Here is a 16,908-nt window from a genome sequence, read left to right as displayed (position 1 = left end):
GGTGATGAATTTGATTAATTCTAATTTGATAGATGATTTCCTAGACTATATGAAGGCTACTAAAGGTGCATCTGAGAATACTGTAAAAGAATATTATTATGATCTTAGAATGTTCGTAAGATTTATTAAAAGGAGAAAAGGGTTAGTAGATTCATCTATTGATTTTGATGATATTCCTATTGAAGATATAAATGCTGAGTTATTTGAAAGTGTGACAAAACAGGATATTTATGCTTATAATGCTTTTCTTGAAAGAGAAAGAAAAATTTCAAACAGATCAAAATTTAGAAAGATTTCTTCTATAAGAAGTTTTTATAATTATTTGCACTCAAAAATTGATATAATTAAAGTAAATCCTGTTATTGACATAGATATGCCAAAGGTTGAGAAGACTTTGCCAGTTTATTTAAGTTTGGAACAAAGTCTAAATTTATTAAAGACAATAGAAAATTCAAAACTTAAGGCTGTTTATAAAAAGAGAGACTATGCAATAGTGACCTTATTTTTAAACTGTGGTATGAGACTTTCAGAACTCGCAGGTATAAATATTTCTCATGTCCAAGAGGACAATACTCTAAAGGTTATAGGAAAAGGTAACAAGGAGAGAATAATATATTTAAATCAAGCTTGCATTTATGCAATCAATGAATATTTAAAGCTAAGACCTCAAATTGAAGACGATGCCATGTTCTTGTCTATGAGACAACAAAGAATGAGCAATAGATCAATACAACATATGATTGAAAAACATATGAAAAATTCAGGATTAGATACAAATAAATATTCAGTCCACAAACTAAGACATACTGCAGCTACTTTATTATATGAGTATGGAAATGCAGATATAAGGTCTCTTCAAGAGATTCTAGGTCATGAATCAGTTAACACAACTGAAATTTATACTCATGTAAATAAAAAAGCTCTTAAAAAGATGGTGGCATCAAATCCTTTAGCAGGAATAAAGGAAACTATGAAAGAAGATAATGAAAAATGAAGATAATATTTAAGGAGAGATTATGAAAAATTTTAAAAAAATTCTTGGCATAGGAATTATGACTATGCTTTTAACAACATCAGTTTTTGCAGCTGGTAAACTACCTAAGGAAGCTTCAGACAAAAATATTAGCATTTATATAAATGACAGTATACAAACAATTCCTGAAGATATGGGTAAAGCTTATTTAGATAAAACAAACGATAGGGTAATGGTTCCAATTAGATATATTTCTGAAAATTTAGGTGCTAATATTAATTTTTATCAAAGAAAAGAAACTAATACAAGTGGAATTCTTATAGGAGCAATTGATGTTTTAGTAGAACTTGATATTAAATCAACTAAGGCTAAGATCAATAATGGAGGAGTTGATTCAGTTGTGAATTTAGATTCTCCAGCTATTTTATTTGATGGAAGGACTTATGTACCAATTAGATTTGTTTCTGAAACTTTAGGTCTAAATGTTGATTGGAAAAATGATTCTGTTTATATTTCTGGAAACTTTAAGACTAAGGGAAAAAGATATAATTATGAAGAAAATAAAGATAGCCAAGAAAACAAAAATGTAAAAAATGAAGAATATAAAGATATTAAAGAAACTACAGACAATTCTCTAGATACTAACAAAAATGAATCTAAAAATTCTCTATTTGATTAATTAAAAATATTATAAATATACTTTTGTATAAAGAATTTTATTTTTTAAGTTATTTTAGAAGGGAACCTAGCGAATTAAGTAAAAAATTCATATTTGATGAAGATAAAAATAGTCACAAAATAATAATTTTGTGACTATTTTTAAATTATTTTATAATATTATCCGACTTTTTACTGAATGTCACCAAATATTTTCTTTTAAAGATTTCAATTATATAATAATACTCTAATAATAATACCGTTATTATAAATAACTTTTTTATTTACTAGTGAATTTATTTTTGTATGATTTAATCTCTTCAGCTTATAAAATTCGTCATGTTAATAATATATAATTAACTTCATTACTTACTAAGTTCTATTATATTTCTTAAAATAATTCTAATACTTGCTTATATCCTTTAATTTAATTTTTGTTTTGTTATTATAATATGTTTTGATTATAAAATAATAAATATCATATTAATTACTTTTTCTATTTTTTATGCAATGTGTTTTTTAGTGAGCACATTTGTTCTAAATATATGTTTTATTAGATTTAAACTATATTTTTTTCAATTAATAATATGTTATAATAAATTTTAGGTGATTATATGTCTTTAGATGGTACAGTAGTTAAAAACTTAGTTTATGAAATAAATAATAGAATTATTAACGGTAGAATTGATAAAATTTACCAAAATGAAAACAATGATCTTTTAATTAATATTAGATCTAATGGACGAAAAGAAAGGTTATTTATATCAATATCTGGTAGTCCTAGGATATATTTTAGCGAAGAAATATTTGATAGTCCTCAAAATCCCCCTGCATTTTGCATGTTACTTAGAAAACACCTTGAAAATAATCAAATATTAAAAGTTTGTCAATATAAAATGGATAGAATAATCGAAATTCATGTCAAATCTCGCGATGAACTAGGTTTATTTAGTGAAAAATGTCTTATTATAGAGCTTATGGGGAAACACTCTAATGTAATTTTAATTGATAATGATAGTAAAAAAATTATTGACTCTTTAAAAAGAGTTAATTTTAATCTTTCTAGTGTCCGAGAAATTTTACCAGGTCTTATTTATAATGCTGATGATATATCAGATGGATTGAATCCTTGTGATACTTTGTCTATTGTCGATATTATAAAAAATCAGGAAGAAAATTTTAATCTAAAAACTTTTTTTATTAAAACATTTACTGGTATTAGTCCACAAATGTGCAGAGAACTTGAATATAGATCAAATATAGACTTTAAAAGAAATATTTCTGCCTTAAATAGTGATGAAATAGAAATTTTAAATAAAAACTTTATTGAAATCTTTTCTAATATTAGGAAAAATAATTTTACTCCGATAAAAATTTATAGAGATGAAATTTTTAAGGATTTCTATTCAATAGATCTAAAAGAGTTAAGTGAAAAAGAAAAAATTAAAGCCGAATCCATCTCTTCCCTCTTAGAGGAATTTTATAATTCAAAATTTTTAAGGGACACTTTAGGAACTAAGAGTAAAGAACTAAAAAAATCTGTTAAGAAAAATATTGATAAAATTTCACGTAAACTATCTAACCAATCTAACGAACTAAACCTTGCTTTAAATAGAGAAAAGTATAAAATTTATGCGGATCTCATTTCTTCTAATTTTTACAAAATAGAAAAAGGAGCAGAATCAGTTAAAGTTGAAAATTTCTACAATGAAATGGAAGAAATTGAGATACCCCTTGATTCAAAGCTTGATGGTCCCTCTAATGCTTCAAAATATTATAAGAAGTTTTCTAAGCTTAAGAATGCTGCGATTTATTTAAAGGAACAAATTGAAATTGGTAAATCTGAATTAAATTATTTAGAATCAATTTTATTAAATATTGAATTTGCTGAAACGCCAGATGAAATTGATGATTTATACGAAGAACTTGAAAAAGAAGGATATTTAAAAAAGAAGAAGAAAAAAAATAATAAAAAGAGAAAAGATTCTCAGGAAAATTATCTTAAATTAAAAACGGAAGACGGATTTGATATATTTATAGGTAAAAATAACAAACAAAATGATTATTTGACATTAAAAAAAGCTAAAAAAAATGACCTATGGTTTCATGTTAAAGATGCCCCAGGTTCTCACGTAATACTTAAAAATGATAATAGAGATTTTTCAAATAATTCTTTAATAACGGCGGCTAAACTGGCGGCAAAATATAGTTCACTTTCAAAATCTCAAAATATTCCAGTAGATTATACTTTTAAAATGAATGTTAAAAGACATCCTGCCAAAAAACCTGGTTTGGTCACATACACAAATTACAAAACTATAAATGTAAACATATAAAAAAGAATAAGGTAAGCCTTATTCTTTTTCTTCTTCATCTTCGTCTATAATATTTAATCTTTGTAGTACTAGTTTATATCCATCAGATCCATAATTTAAAGATCTATTGATTCTAGATATAGTTGCTGTTGAAGCACCAGTTTCACTTTCAATTTCATGATAAGTTTTATTTTTTATTAATAACTTAACAACTTGAAGTCTTTGTGCTATTGCTTGTAATTCTTTAACTGTACAAATATCTTCAAAAAATCTATAACACTCTTCTAAATTCTCTAGTAAAAGAATGGCTTCAAATAAACCATCTACATCTTTATTTTTTATTTTTGAGTCGTAAATCATTATATTTCCTCCTGACTTAAAGCTTAATATTCATATAATATATAAACGCTCTATATTCTCATTAATATACTAACAATTTTACTCACTAAAGTCAAGAAAATCTTAATGCTCGTAAACACTTACTTCACTTATTCCCCTTTTGTTTGAAACTTGAAATGCTTTGTCAGAAATTTGTGACAAATGAGGATTATGTGTAACCATGATAATTTGTCGATTAAAAATTCCAGAAGACCTTTTTAAAAATTCTCCTAAATTAAAAATATAATCATTGCTAACATGTTTTCCTGGTTCATCAAGGATTAATGGACCTGATAATAAAGGCTGATTTTGTTGCAAGAATGCAATTCTAAGTGCTAGAGAAATTATATCGACAACTCCACCACCACGAGCAATTTCTGGTTTTGTTTTTATGCTATATCCTTCTGGATAATTAGATTGAACAAAAAATTCTGCAACAGGCACAGATCTAGATTCAGATAATTCAATTAGAAATTCTATATCAGTTTCTAGTATAAATTGAAGACATTTGGTCACAGTATCTTCAATTTGTCGTTTAGATTGTTCTCTAGCGAATTCAGACGTTTTTTGAAATAGAATAGACACCTGAGTTAAGATATCGCTGTATTTCTCCTTGTCGCTTAATTTGAGCTCAACTTTATCAAGCTGATCCTTTAATATTTCAACTTTTCCCTCATCATTTAAAATTTTATTATTTAATTCTGAGAGTTTGTTATCTAAATCTTTTAGTTCCAAAAAATCACAACCTTGGCATTAAATCATTTGCTTCATTAAATAGACTATCTATTTCATTTTTTAATTTAGAAATTTCACTTTCTAATTCCTCTGGTTTTATACCTAAATCTTCAATTTCATTTAGTATTTCTTTTTTTTGTGCATTTAATTGTTCAAGTCTGGCTTCAGACTTGTATTTCATATTTTTAAGTTTATCAAGTTGTTCTTTTAAATTTTTTAAATTTTCTTCGTAATTCATTTAATCATTCCTTAAATGGTATTTTATATGCTCAATAGACTGACTATTAATTTCACTGTAACAAAATGGGCAAACACCTAATTCAAGAATAGTCTTTTCATAGGAATCTGTATAATTCTTTATGTCTTGAATAGTTTTTTCTATTTCATTTTCTTCATATTTTATATTATTATTTAGATCGCAATACTTAATATTCAATTCTTTTAGTTTATTTAATTGAATTAGCTTTGACTGTAAATTCTTGAAAATATCAGATATATTTTTATTATTATCAAATTTCTTTATATAGTCCTTTCCTATTTTTAAATTTGATAATATTTTATTTAATGCTATGTATGAAGATGAAAGTTTATTATAAAAATTAATATTTTGTTCAAGATCTTTAATTATGCTTTCGATTTGGTCATTATTTCTAAATTTATCTAAATTTAAAAGTAATTCATTTATTTGTGAAAAATTAATTTTATACTTCTCTTCAATTCTCAGATAATTTTTTAATTTAGCTTCTTTTACTTCAATTACTTTTGTCTTTTCAGACAAATTATTAATATTCTTTAACTTATCTAAGTTAAGATTCATTAAATCTATTTCTTTAGCTGTCTTTAACAATCTATTTTGGTAATTTTCAAAACTATTTTTTTTAATTAAATAATTTTCTAATTTTGGAAGTATATTTTCAATTTTATCTAGATCTTTAAATTTTAAAACTAAATTATTTGTTTCAAGAATAGCATTATCAATTTTTTCATAATCATCTTTTAATTTTGAAGCCAAATCAAGTTTATGCTGAAGATTTTCGATTTTATTTCGAATAGCAGATATTTTCTCAAAACGATTTTTATAATCATCTATATACTCAAACTCTTTGAGTTGATTTTTGTAATCTTCCCTACTTTTTTTTAAAGTATCAATTTCTTGACTCAACCTTTTATTATCTCTTACAACATTTCTTAAAGCATCATCAACGTAGTTTACTCCAATTAATCGACCAATTGCAGAAGCCCTTAAAGAAGCCTGTTCATTTAACAAAAATGGTCCATCAAGTTGTTCTGCTATATTTAAAATACTTTTATTGTTAGAATTATCAAGAGAAACTTTATACATATTAGTTGCATCTCTTATTTCTTTAGGTACATCTAGACCAAATCCTTCGAATCTCATCTCTTCACCTTCAGCTGTCATAAGATAGTAGGAATTTTTGGAAGGAGTTCTAGATCTCTCTACAACAACACCATTTGAAAAGGTAACTTTTACAGAAACTTCTTTTTCTCCTTGCCTAATAAAATAATCTCCCTTAGGTTCATTATATAGAGCCCATTTTATTGCTCTAAGTATTGCAGTTTTTCCTGCGTCAGAATTACCGAGGATAACATTTAATCCTCGGTCAAATTCAATTTCTGTATAATTATGAGATTGAAAATTATGAAGTTCAACATTTTTTATATATATCATTTATATTCAACTCCATTAATTTGTGCTTCTTCAACTCTTTTTAGAGCTTCTTTTTTTATATCTTCAGATATTTTTTCGCTCTTAGAAATTTTTAAAAGTAAATCAAAAATATCTAAACTTTTATAATTAGCTGAAGCATCAATACTTTCCTTAAATTCTGCCATTTTAATACCCTTAAATTTATGTCTTTCCATTTCAGATCTATCTAAAACAACTTCTCCTGCTTTTGCGCATTTTAAAAACCTGTCTTCTATTTTAATATCATTTCCTAATGTAATAATATTAACCTTTGGTTTTCTTTTTATTTCTATCTTTGAATTAGAAATTCTCATTAAAGCTCCAGGATTTATAAAATATTTATTATCTAGCTCTACAGTTTTAAAACCAAAGTGATAGTGACCAGCTAAAGTTATATCTGCCTTAGTATTTCTAATATCATCTATAATAGTATGAGGTACTTCTTTTAAAAATGGCTTATCAATTAAAAAACCATGTGTCATATGGATTGCGTACTTACAAGTCTCATCAACTTCGTTTATAATATAATTTTCTTTGTTTGATGCTTCGTCCATGGAATAAATATATGGTGAACCTGTCAATTGTACTTTTATATCTTTTTCTAATATTATTTTCTTATAATTAACTAAATTCATTATGCCAAGATTACACAATAAACCTAACATAGTCCTATCTAAAGTATCAGGATTATGTCCAAAAATATCATGATTTCCGCTTATTATATATATAGGCACACCAAAGTCTTGAAAAATTTTTGCAAAATCAGAAACAATACTAACCGAAACATCAGGACGATCAAATAAATCTCCTCCATGTAAGACATAGTCAACTTTTTCTTCACGAATAATATTTGAAATTTCTTTTAATTTTTCTTTTAAGCTTTCATAATAATCATCTAGTCTATTTTTAGGACTAGTTCCTCTTATATGGGTGTCTGTTAAGTAAAGTAATTTCAAAAAATCACACCTTGTTTTTAATCAGCTTTTGGACTTTCTTCTATATTTTCTTCTGTAGATTCGTCATCTTCTATTAAGTTATAGTAAACTCTTACCTTGTGTTCAATTTCTTTTAATAAATCTTCATTGTTTTCTAAATATTCTTTAGCATTTTCTCTACCTTGTCCAAGTCTTTCTTCACCATAAGAATACCAAGCACCAGCTTTTTTAACAATATCAGCTTCAGCAGCTACATCGAGAATATTTCCTACACTTGATATGCCTTTTCCATACATAATGTCAAATTCTGCTTGTCTAAAAGGTGGAGCGATTTTATTTTTAACAACCTTAACTCTTACTCTATTACCAATAATTTCGTCACCTTTTTTTATATTTTCAGATTTTCTTATATCAAGTCTTACTGAAGAATAAAATTTAAGCGCCCTACCTCCTGTTGTTGTTTCAGGATTACCAAACATAATTCCAACTTTTTCTCTAAGTTGATTAATAAATACAACAGTGCACTTTGATTTATTAATTGCACCTGTTAACTTTCTTAAGGCTTGTGACATTAACCTAGCTTGAAGACCAATTTGTGCAGCACCCATATCACCATCTATTTCAGCTTTAGGAACAAGAGCTGCAACAGAGTCAATTATAATTAAATCTACTGCATTAGATCTAACCAAAGCCTCTGTTATTTCTAGAGCTTGTTCACCAGTATCAGGTTGTGAAATAATTAAGTTTTCAATATCAACACCTAAGTTTTTTGCGTAACCAGCATCAAGTGCGTGCTCTGCATCGACAAAAGCTCCCGTACCTCCAATTTTTTGGGCTTCAGCTAACATATGAAGAGCTAATGTTGTCTTGCCTGAAGATTCAGGTCCATAAATTTCTATAATTCTTCCTTTAGGTATACCGCCAATGCCAAGAGCAATATCAAGTGCTAGTGATCCTGTTGGAATAGAATCGATATCTAGCTTTACGTCATCACCTAGAATCATAACAGATCCTTCACCATATTGTTTTTCAATTTTTGAAATAACATTGTGTAGAGCTTCTTGTTTTTCCTTACTTAAATTATTGTCTTTCATAATTACTCCTTATAATTTTTTCTAAGTAAATATAGAATTTCTGATAAAACTCTATTTACAGTGCTTCTTCGTATTTTATTTCTATCTCCACTAAAGAAATAATGATTTAATTTATAATTATCTTCTCCAAAAAATATACAAGTAAAAACATTTCCCACTTCAGTTTCTGATGAGTTTGGTCCTGCTTCTCCAGTAGTAGCTACACCAATATTTGATTTAGATCTTTCTCTTATTCCTTTTGCCATTTCATATGCTGTATTATCACTAATTGCTCCAAAATCTCTTAAAGTATTATTTGATACATTAAGATTTTTATTTTTTGAATCATTTGAATAAGTAACAAAGGATGTTTCTATTACCTTTGAAGCTCCACTTATATCTGTTATAGCAGAACTAAGTAAGCCGCCAGTTATAGATTCAGCAAAAGAAATTTTTAAATTGTTTTTTTCAAGTATATTTACAATTTGTCTTGCAACATCTTCATTATTTTCTGAATAAATATGAGTGTTAAATTCCTTATAAAGAGAACTTACAGTGACATCGATCGAACTTTGAAGTTTCTCAAAGTTAGAATTTTTTCCAATTATCTTAATTTCAGTATGAGTCCCATGAGCAAAGGTGTTTATACTTATATCTTTATCTGAAAAAGTCATTTTTCTGATTCTATCTTCAATTATAGACTCTCCTAAGCCGATAACATCAATAGATTTTACAATTATATTGTCTTTAGTAAAAGATTTATTGGCAAAATAATAATCTAACATTGGTTCCATTTCATTTGGTGGTCCAGGTAGTAAAATTATTTTTTTGTTGTCAAATTCAATATATTCACCTAATGCTACACCCCAGTGGTTTTCTATTTTTTCTGACCCTTCTATTAACATAACTTGCTTTAAATTATTTGGAGTCATTTTTCTTCCAAATCTATTAAATCTATCTTCCAATTTTTCTTTTTCGTCTTTATCAAGATAAATCTTTCTATTTAGAAATTTTGCAACAGCATCTCTGGTTATATCATCATTAGTAGGACCAAGACCTCCACTTATTACGATTAAGTCAGATGTTTTTGATAAGTACTTTAGTTCACTCACTATTTCATCTAATTCATCATCAACTGAAACTTGTCTTACTACATCTAATCCCATATCAGTTAGTTTTTCAGAAATATATTTTGAATTTGTATTAGTTATAGAGCCAATTAATATTTCTGTTCCAACTGTTAAAACACTTGCTTTCATACTTCTCCTTAAATTTTTTCTTAAATATTTTCTAAATCTAAAACTTTTTTATTTTTTATAAGGTAATCTGCACCAGAAATAACAGTAAATATAACTGCAAGATAAAATATTACCATTCCAAAATTTCTTAGGCTACTTATTCCACTCAAAAGTAAAATATTAGATATTAACTGAGTCACTGTTTTAAATTTACCAAGTGGACTTGCTGCAATAGTAATGTTTTCTGAAGCTGCAATTATTCTAAATCCTGTAATAGTAAATTCTCTAGCTATTATGATTATAACAGCCCATGCAGGCATCTCGCCAGTGCTTACTAACATTATCATAGCTGAACAAACTAATATTTTATCTGCTAGTGGATCTGCAAATTTGCCAAAATTAGTAACTAAATTATCCCTTCTTGCAATATGTCCATCAAGAAAATCAGTAAAAGAAGCTATAGCAAAAATAGCTGTTGCAATAATTCTAGAATTATTAAAATCTAAATACATACAAAGTACAAAAATAGGAACCATTATAGTTCTCATAAGAGTTAACTTATTTGGAGTGTTCATATCAATTCACCTACTAAATCATAATCAAGACTATCTATTATTTTAACATCTACAAAATCACCGATATTTAAATCTCTATCACTAGTTATATAAGTCACTCCGTCAATTTCTGGAGCATCCATGTATGTTCTTCCCACATAATTATTTCCATCAATTTTCTCTTCTATTAAAATTTCTAATTTCTCATTTATCTTTTCTGAAAGAACTTCACTAGAGATCTCATTTTGAATAGACATTATTTCATTTTTTCTATTTTCCTTAATTTCATCTGGAATCTGATTATCTAATAAGGATGCACTTGTTCCTTCTTCTTTAGAATATTCAAAAACTCCAAGCTTATCAAACTTAACGTCTTTAATAAAATTAATTAATTCTTTGAAATCATCCTCTGTTTCTCCTGGGAATCCAACAATGAATGTAGTTCTTATTACAATACCATCTACAGACTCTCTAAGGCTTTTTAATGTTTTTATTATATGGTCTTTACTTGTTTTTCTATTCATTCTTTTTAAAACATTATCTGAAATATGTTGAAGAGGCATATCAACATATTTAATTAGCTTATCATTATTTTTAAACTCTTCAATTAAATCATCTGTAAAATGATCGGGGTAAAGATAAAGAACTCTTATCCATTTAAGATTTTTAATCTTAGAAATTTCCTTTATTAAATTAGATAAAGAATACTTTGAGTATAAATCAATACCGTAGTCTGTTGTATTTTGAGCAATTAAAATGATTTCTCTTGCTCCTTTATCAACTAAGTATTCAACTTCACTATATATATCTTCAATTGTTCTAGATCTATTTTTTCCACGAAGAGAAGGTATTATACAATAAGAGCAATTATTATTACAACCTTCAGATATTTTTACATATTCAGTAGTATTAACTTGATCTTTTCTTACACCTTCAATATAAGCTGAGTTCAAATTATCTGTTTTTATAAATAAATCTCCTTCTAGACTTCTATCTAAGAGCTCGTTTATATAATTTATATTTCCTGTTCCTATAATTCCATCAATTTCAGGTATTTCTTTTATAAGTTCTTCTGGATATCTTTGTGCCAAACATCCTGACAAAAGAACCTTTTTACATCTTCCATTTTTCTTATATTCTACTGATTCTAATATAGTGTCAATTGATTCTTCCTTTGCAGAATCAATAAATCCACAAGTATTAACTATTAAAATATCTGCGTCACTTGGTCTTTTAACCATTTTATATTTATCTTTATTTAAAAGTGAGTACATCATAGAGGAGTCTACATCATTTTTAGAACATCCTAAAGTAACTATATGCACATTATTCATCTTCATCACCTAAAATCATATCTAATTCTTCTCTTGTCTTTAATAGTTTACGAGGTTTTGATCCCTCATGAGGACCAATTATTCCCATTTCTTCCATTTGATCAACTATTCTTCCTGCTCTAGAATATCCAACTTTTAACTTTCTTTGAATATAAGAAATAGAAGCTTGCTCGTCATTTATAACAAGTTCAACAGCATCCTTAAAAAGTGGATCTTTTTCATCATCGATTTTTACTTTCTTATCTTCTATAGCTTGTTCAATCTTAGATTCAACATTATTTTTAATTTCGTTATTATTTTTTACAAAATCAACAAGTCTCTCAACTTCGCCATCACTTATAAAAGCACCTTGAATTCTTTTAGGTTTTGGATATTTACTTGGATAGAAAAGCATATCTCCCTTTCCAAGTAGTTTTTCTGCTCCACCCATGTCCAGTATAGTCCTAGAATCCACAGCAGAAGCTACTGAAAATGCTATACGAGAAGGAACGTTAGCTTTAATAGTACCTGTAATAACATCAACTGAAGGTCTTTGTGTAGCAAGTATCAAATGCATACCTGCAGCTCTTGCCTTTTGAGCGAGCCTTGCTATATATTCTTCAATTTCTTTTGAAGCAACCATCATCAGATCTGCTAATTCATCTACTATTATTAAAATTTTAGGAAGTTTTTCATTTTCTCTTCCTTCAGAAATCATTTTTTTATTAAAACCTTTTAAATCTCTTACATGATTTTCAGCAAAGGCTAAATATCTTTTTTCCATTTCATCAACAGCCCAATTAAGTGCGAAAGCAGCTTTTTTAGGATTAGTGACTACGTCAATTAAAAGATGTGGAATTCCGTTATAAACACTTAACTCAACAACTTTAGGATCTATTAACATAAGTTTTACATCTTTAGGAGATGATTTATAAATGACACTAGTTATAATTGAGTTAATGCAAACAGATTTACCTGATCCAGTTGCTCCCGCTATTAAAAGATGGGGCATATCTTCCATGCCTGATACTAAAATATTTCCTTCAACATCCTTACCTAATGTTAGAGGTATATCAGATTTAATACTTTTGAATTCCCTTGATTCTATTATTTCTTTTAATCCAACTGAATCTTTTTCTTTATTTGGAACTTCAATTCCTACAACAGTTTTCCCTGGTATAGGAGCTTCAATACGCAAATCAGAACTTGCAAGAGCCATGGCAATATTATCACTAAGACTGACAATTCTTGATAATTTTATTCCTGGTGCTGGTTTCAATTCATAAGAAGTAATTACAGGTCCACGATTTATTGCCACAACTTTAGAATCAATACCAAAGTTCTTCATTGTGTTTTCGATAATCTTTCCTTTTTCAACTACTTCATCTTTAGAAAAATTTCCTTTTGATGAAACTCTTTCCAAAAGAGCTGTATCAGGATAAGTATAGACAAATTCCTCTTCTTTTTTATGTTCAATATCGTCTTTTATGGTATCAACTATTTCCTCTTCAGTATTTTCAGAATTCTCATTATTTTCATTTTCTGAACTTGAATTTTTTTGATTATTATTGTCAAAATTATTTATCTTTATAAAATCTGTATCTTCAGAATCTATTTCATCAGAATAATCTTTTATTACTAAATTCTCTGATAATTCGTTTGTTTCAACTACTGAATCAGAAGCAACTTGATTTTTAGACTTTTCTTTTTTATTAAGTTCTTTTAAAGCTTTTTTCTTTTCTTTTTCTTCAAGCTTTAATTTTTTTTGAGCTTTCTTTTCTTCTAATATTTTCTTTTTATCTTCAATATGTTCCCCAAGATCTTCAAAAGCCATAATAATTTGATCCATATTTGGTCTTAACATTAAATAAATAGACGCAAAAATTATTATAGTTAATATTAAATAAGTACCTAGGGATCCTAAAAGCTTATAGGAGAAAAAACCAAAAATTGCTCCTATTATTCCACCACTTCGAGTTATATCCATATACTCTGTAGATTTTATTATTCTCTCTATAAGAGTCATGTCCATTTCCTTAAATCCATCTAAGAAAACTAGGATGCATAAAAAAATTAAAAGTGAGTAAGCTATATATCGTTTCATATTTAGTTTAGTAGCTTGAATATTAAATAGAATTCCCCAAAATATTAATAATAGAGGTATAACAAAATTTGCTGATCCTGATAAAACAGAGAACAGCTTATAAATTAGAGAACCTATTATTCCCATTCTTTGACTATATAGACATATGAAAAAAACTATACCTATAACTATTAGAAACAAGCCCATTATTTCTTGTCCGCTTCCAAGGTTAGAAGGATTATTTCTATTTTTAAACTTTTTATTATTTTTTTTATTTGTAGATTTTTTATTGTTTTTCGTATTCCTTTTCAAGAGTTAGCACCTCATTAATATTATAACAATTTGTGCTCTCAAAGACCAGTGTGACCGAAGCCTCCATCACTTCTCTTCGTTTCACTAATCTCTTGTACTTCAACTACTTCTGGAAGTTCAATTTTCATAAAAACAACTTGAGCAATTCTATCGCCGTCTTCGATAACAACATCCTCTTTACTCAAATTAATTAAAATAACTTTTAATTCACCCCTATAATCGGAGTCAATTGTTCCAATTCCATTAGGAAGTCCTAAACCTTTTTTAAGAGCAAGCCCAGATCTAGCTCTTACTTGTGCTTCATATCCTTTTTCAAATTCAAAATAAAGTCCTGTTGGAACTAAAACTCTATCAAGTGGCTTTAAGACCATCTTTTCGTCTAAATTTGCCCTTAAATCCATACCTGAAGAGCCATCTGTTTGATAATTTGGCAATGGGTGTTTGCTTTTATTTATAACTTTTAATTTCATAATTTCTCCTTTAAAAAATCGCATTAAAATAAATCTTAATGCGACCAAAATCTTATTTATTGTTTTCTTCTTCTTTGTTGTTTTCTTTCTTTAAAAGAGCTTTTCTTGATAAAGAGATTTTTCCTGTATCTTTGGCAATATCTATTACCTTAACTTCAACTGAATCTCCAACTTTTAAAACATCTTCAACATTTTTAGTTCTTTCGTGAGCAATTTCTGATATATGAAGCAAGCCTTCAGTTCCCTTCTTTAATTCTACAAAGGCACCAAATTTGACTATTTTCTTAACTTTTCCAACATATATTTCTCCAACTTCAATTTCTTTTACAATATCTTCTATAATTGAAATTGCTTCTTTAGCTTTTTCATCACTATCTGATAGGATAGAAATCTTTCCATCATCATCGATATCAATTTTAACACCAGTTTGTTCAATAATTTTATTAATTATTTTACCACCAGCACCGATAACTTCGCCGATTCTTTCAGGATCTATACTTATCATATGAATTATTGGAGCATATTTAGAAAGTTCTTCTCTTGGTTTTTCTATTGTTTTAGCAATATGATCTAAAATTTCAAATCTTGCATCCTTTGCTCTATCAAGAGCTGTTTCAAGAATTTCTTTTTTTATTCCTTCAACTTTTATATCCATTTGAATAGCTGTAATACCCTTTCTAGTACCAGCTACCTTGAAGTCCATATCACCAAAATGATCTTCTAAACCTTGAATATCTGTCAAAATTTTTATTTTTCCTTCTTCTTCTATTAGTCCCATTGCTATACCTGCAACTGGAGCTTTGATAGGTACACCTGCATCCATAAGTGCAAGAGTTGATCCACATATAGAAGCTTGAGAAGATGATCCATTGGAAGATAAAACTTCTGAAACTACTCTAATTGTATAAGGGAAAGTTTCTTGATCTGGGATAACTGGCAAAAGTGCCCTTTCAGCAAGTGCTCCATGTCCAATTTCACGTCTACCTGGAGATCTTGATGGTTTAGTGTCTCCAACACAAAAACCAGGGAAGTTATAATGATGAATATATCTCTTAGGTCTATCATCACCAAGACCATCAATTACTTGTTCTTCAGAAATAGCTCCAAGAGTTGCTATTGAAAGCACTTGAGTTTGTCCTCTTGTAAATAAGCCTGATCCATGAGTTCTAGGTAGAACACCAACTTCTGAAGAAAGTGGTCTTATTTCAGTAAGCTTTCTGTCATCAGGTCTTCTTTCCTCTTCAATTATTCCACGTCTTATTTCAGTTACTTCGATTTCATCTATAGCTGCTGAGACATCTTTAGCGTGTTCTTCCATTAAGTCCTCGAAGTGTTCTTTAATTTCTTCTTTAGCTTTTTCAGTTTTTTCTTCTCTTACAACTTTATCTTTTTGTCTTATAGCATCAACAAGCAAGTCTGTTCCAAATTCTTTTACTTTGGCAACAATTTCTTCATCAGCTTTAAATACTTCGTATTCAGATTTTTCTTTTCCGATTTCCTCAGCGATGTCACTTACGAAAGTGCATATTTCTTTAATTACATTATGTCCGTCTAAAATTGCACCAAGCATTTCAGCTTCACTAACTTCCTGAGCACCTGCTTCAACCATCATAATAGCTGTCTCAGTTCCTGCAAGAGATAAATTAATCTTAGAATTATTTCTCTCTTCCTCATTAGGATTTATTATATACTTACCGTCTATATAACCAACTTCAACTGAACCTGTTGGTCCATCAAAAGGAATATCAGAAATAGAAAGAGCAATAGAGGAACCTATCATGGCAACAATTTCTGGTGAATGATCTTGATCAACACTTAAAACAGTTGCTACTATGTGTACATCATTTCTATAACCTTCTGGGAAAAGAGGCCTAAGAGGTCTGTCGATTAATCTAGCTGTTAGAGTTGCTTTTTCACTAGGTCGTCCTTCTCTCTTAATGAATCCACCTGGAATCTTGCCAACAGCATACATTTTTTCTTCATAATCAACACTTAGAGGAAAAAAGTCGATTCCCTCTCTTGGTTTAGAAGATGCCGTTGCAGTAACAAGTACAACAGTATCTCCATATTGTACTAAACAAGCTCCATTTGCTTGTTCAGCAACTTTTCCAATTGTTACTTTTAACTGAGAACCTGCAAGATCCATAGTATAAGTTTTTTCCAT

The 16,908-nt window shown here is 28.2% G+C and carries 15 protein-coding genes; 3 read left to right on the top strand and 12 right to left on the bottom strand.

Annotated features, from left to right (window positions below; genetic code table 11):
- Nucleotides 1-10: 10 nt before the first annotated feature.
- The 3 genes from BN3657_RS06610 to BN3657_RS06600 all read left to right on the top strand — a co-directional run bounded on the left by BN3657_RS06610 (nucleotide 11) and on the right by BN3657_RS06600 (nucleotide 3,966).
- The gene (locus tag BN3657_RS06610) at nucleotides 11-994 is read left to right on the top strand and encodes a tyrosine recombinase XerC (RefSeq protein WP_019138298.1); all 984 of its coding nucleotides are present in this window, start codon (nucleotides 11-13) and stop codon (nucleotides 992-994) included.
- Nucleotides 995-1,016: 22 nt separating this feature from the next.
- Nucleotides 1,017-1,652, top strand: coding sequence for a copper amine oxidase N-terminal domain-containing protein (locus tag BN3657_RS06605; RefSeq protein ID WP_062552269.1), 636 nt, complete (start codon nucleotides 1,017-1,019; stop codon nucleotides 1,650-1,652).
- A 592-nt stretch (nucleotides 1,653-2,244) separates the two neighbouring features.
- A complete protein-coding gene (locus BN3657_RS06600) occupies nucleotides 2,245-3,966 on the top strand; it encodes an Rqc2 family fibronectin-binding protein (protein WP_062552268.1) in 1,722 nt (573 codons plus the stop codon).
- Nucleotides 3,967-3,984: 18 nt separating this feature from the next.
- Here the strand turns inward: BN3657_RS06600 and BN3657_RS06595 are convergent, their stop codons facing one another.
- The 12 genes from BN3657_RS06595 to BN3657_RS06540 form a co-directional block, all read right to left on the bottom strand.
- Complete coding sequence (locus tag BN3657_RS06595) at nucleotides 3,985-4,305, bottom strand: YerC/YecD family TrpR-related protein (RefSeq protein ID WP_019138296.1); 321 nt, start codon at nucleotides 4,303-4,305, stop codon at nucleotides 3,985-3,987.
- A gap of 102 nt (nucleotides 4,306-4,407) precedes the next feature.
- Nucleotides 4,408-5,058, bottom strand: coding sequence for an ATPase (locus BN3657_RS06590; RefSeq protein ID WP_019138295.1), 651 nt, complete (start codon nucleotides 5,056-5,058; stop codon nucleotides 4,408-4,410).
- Between the two features lie 4 nt (nucleotides 5,059-5,062).
- Nucleotides 5,063-5,296, bottom strand: coding sequence for a hypothetical protein (locus BN3657_RS06585; protein ID WP_019138294.1), 234 nt, complete (start codon nucleotides 5,294-5,296; stop codon nucleotides 5,063-5,065).
- A complete protein-coding gene (locus BN3657_RS06580; protein WP_062552267.1) occupies nucleotides 5,297-6,748 on the bottom strand; it encodes an AAA family ATPase in 1,452 nt (483 codons plus the stop codon). It lies immediately after the preceding gene.
- Nucleotides 6,745-7,722: a metallophosphoesterase family protein gene (locus BN3657_RS06575; RefSeq protein ID WP_062552266.1), complete on the bottom strand. Its 978-nt coding sequence runs from the start codon at nucleotides 7,720-7,722 to the stop codon at nucleotides 6,745-6,747. Before BN3657_RS06575 ends, BN3657_RS06580 begins: the two co-directional genes overlap by 4 nt.
- Nucleotides 7,723-7,739: 17 nt before the next feature.
- Nucleotides 7,740-8,795 (bottom strand): recombinase RecA, encoded by a 1,056-nt coding sequence (recA, locus tag BN3657_RS06570; RefSeq protein ID WP_062552265.1) that lies wholly within the window; start codon nucleotides 8,793-8,795, stop codon nucleotides 7,740-7,742.
- Between the two features lie 2 nt (nucleotides 8,796-8,797).
- Entirely contained in the window at nucleotides 8,798-10,033 is a 1,236-nt protein-coding gene (locus BN3657_RS06565) for a competence/damage-inducible protein A (RefSeq protein WP_062552264.1), read from the bottom strand.
- 20 nt (nucleotides 10,034-10,053) lie between these two features.
- Nucleotides 10,054-10,587 (bottom strand): CDP-diacylglycerol--glycerol-3-phosphate 3-phosphatidyltransferase, encoded by a 534-nt coding sequence (pgsA, locus tag BN3657_RS06560; protein ID WP_062552263.1) that lies wholly within the window; start codon nucleotides 10,585-10,587, stop codon nucleotides 10,054-10,056.
- Nucleotides 10,584-11,900, bottom strand: coding sequence for a 30S ribosomal protein S12 methylthiotransferase RimO (rimO, locus tag BN3657_RS06555; RefSeq protein ID WP_062552262.1), 1,317 nt, complete (start codon nucleotides 11,898-11,900; stop codon nucleotides 10,584-10,586). Before rimO ends, pgsA begins: the two co-directional genes overlap by 4 nt.
- Nucleotides 11,893-14,274 (bottom strand): FtsK/SpoIIIE family DNA translocase, encoded by a 2,382-nt coding sequence (locus BN3657_RS06550; protein WP_062552261.1) that lies wholly within the window; start codon nucleotides 14,272-14,274, stop codon nucleotides 11,893-11,895. The genes rimO and BN3657_RS06550 overlap by 8 nt, the downstream gene beginning before the upstream one ends.
- A 38-nt stretch (nucleotides 14,275-14,312) precedes the next feature.
- Nucleotides 14,313-14,744, bottom strand: coding sequence for a dUTP diphosphatase (gene dut, locus BN3657_RS06545; RefSeq protein ID WP_019138287.1), 432 nt, complete (start codon nucleotides 14,742-14,744; stop codon nucleotides 14,313-14,315).
- A 52-nt stretch (nucleotides 14,745-14,796) separates the two neighbouring features.
- On the bottom strand, nucleotides 14,797-16,908 hold the full coding sequence (locus BN3657_RS06540; RefSeq protein WP_062552260.1) for a polyribonucleotide nucleotidyltransferase: 2,112 nt from the start codon (nucleotides 16,906-16,908) through the stop codon (nucleotides 14,797-14,799).

The sequence above is a fragment of the Peptoniphilus phoceensis genome (genome assembly GCF_001517665.2).
Lineage (GTDB): Bacteria > Bacillota > Clostridia > Tissierellales > Peptoniphilaceae > Peptoniphilus_A > Peptoniphilus_A timonensis.
Note: the sequence above shows the minus strand (reverse complement) of the source record. Positions and strands in the feature narration are given on the sequence as shown.

Excerpts from the sequence above, each read along its gene's own strand:
- recA (WP_062552265.1), bottom strand. The coding sequence starts at position 8,795 with ATGAAAGACAATAATTTAAGTAAGGAAAAACAAGAAGCTCTACACAAT.
- rimO (WP_062552262.1), bottom strand. The coding sequence starts at position 11,900 with ATGAATAATGTGCATATAGTTACTTTAGGATGTTCTAAAAATGATGTA.
- BN3657_RS06565 (WP_062552264.1), bottom strand. The coding sequence starts at position 10,033 with ATGAAAGCAAGTGTTTTAACAGTTGGAACAGAAATATTAATTGGCTCT.
- pgsA (WP_062552263.1), bottom strand. The coding sequence starts at position 10,587 with ATGAACACTCCAAATAAGTTAACTCTTATGAGAACTATAATGGTTCCT.
- BN3657_RS06580 (WP_062552267.1), bottom strand. The coding sequence starts at position 6,748 with ATGATATATATAAAAAATGTTGAACTTCATAATTTTCAATCTCATAAT.
- BN3657_RS06585 (WP_019138294.1), bottom strand. The coding sequence starts at position 5,296 with ATGAATTACGAAGAAAATTTAAAAAATTTAAAAGAACAACTTGATAAA.
- BN3657_RS06595 (WP_019138296.1), bottom strand. The coding sequence starts at position 4,305 with ATGATTTACGACTCAAAAATAAAAAATAAAGATGTAGATGGTTTATTT.
- BN3657_RS06600 (WP_062552268.1), top strand. The coding sequence starts at position 2,245 with ATGTCTTTAGATGGTACAGTAGTTAAAAACTTAGTTTATGAAATAAAT.
- BN3657_RS06605 (WP_062552269.1), top strand. The coding sequence starts at position 1,017 with ATGAAAAATTTTAAAAAAATTCTTGGCATAGGAATTATGACTATGCTT.
- BN3657_RS06540 (WP_062552260.1), bottom strand. The coding sequence starts at position 16,908 with ATGGAAAAAACTTATACTATGGATCTTGCAGGTTCTCAGTTAAAAGTA.
- dut (WP_019138287.1), bottom strand. The coding sequence starts at position 14,744 with ATGAAATTAAAAGTTATAAATAAAAGCAAACACCCATTGCCAAATTAT.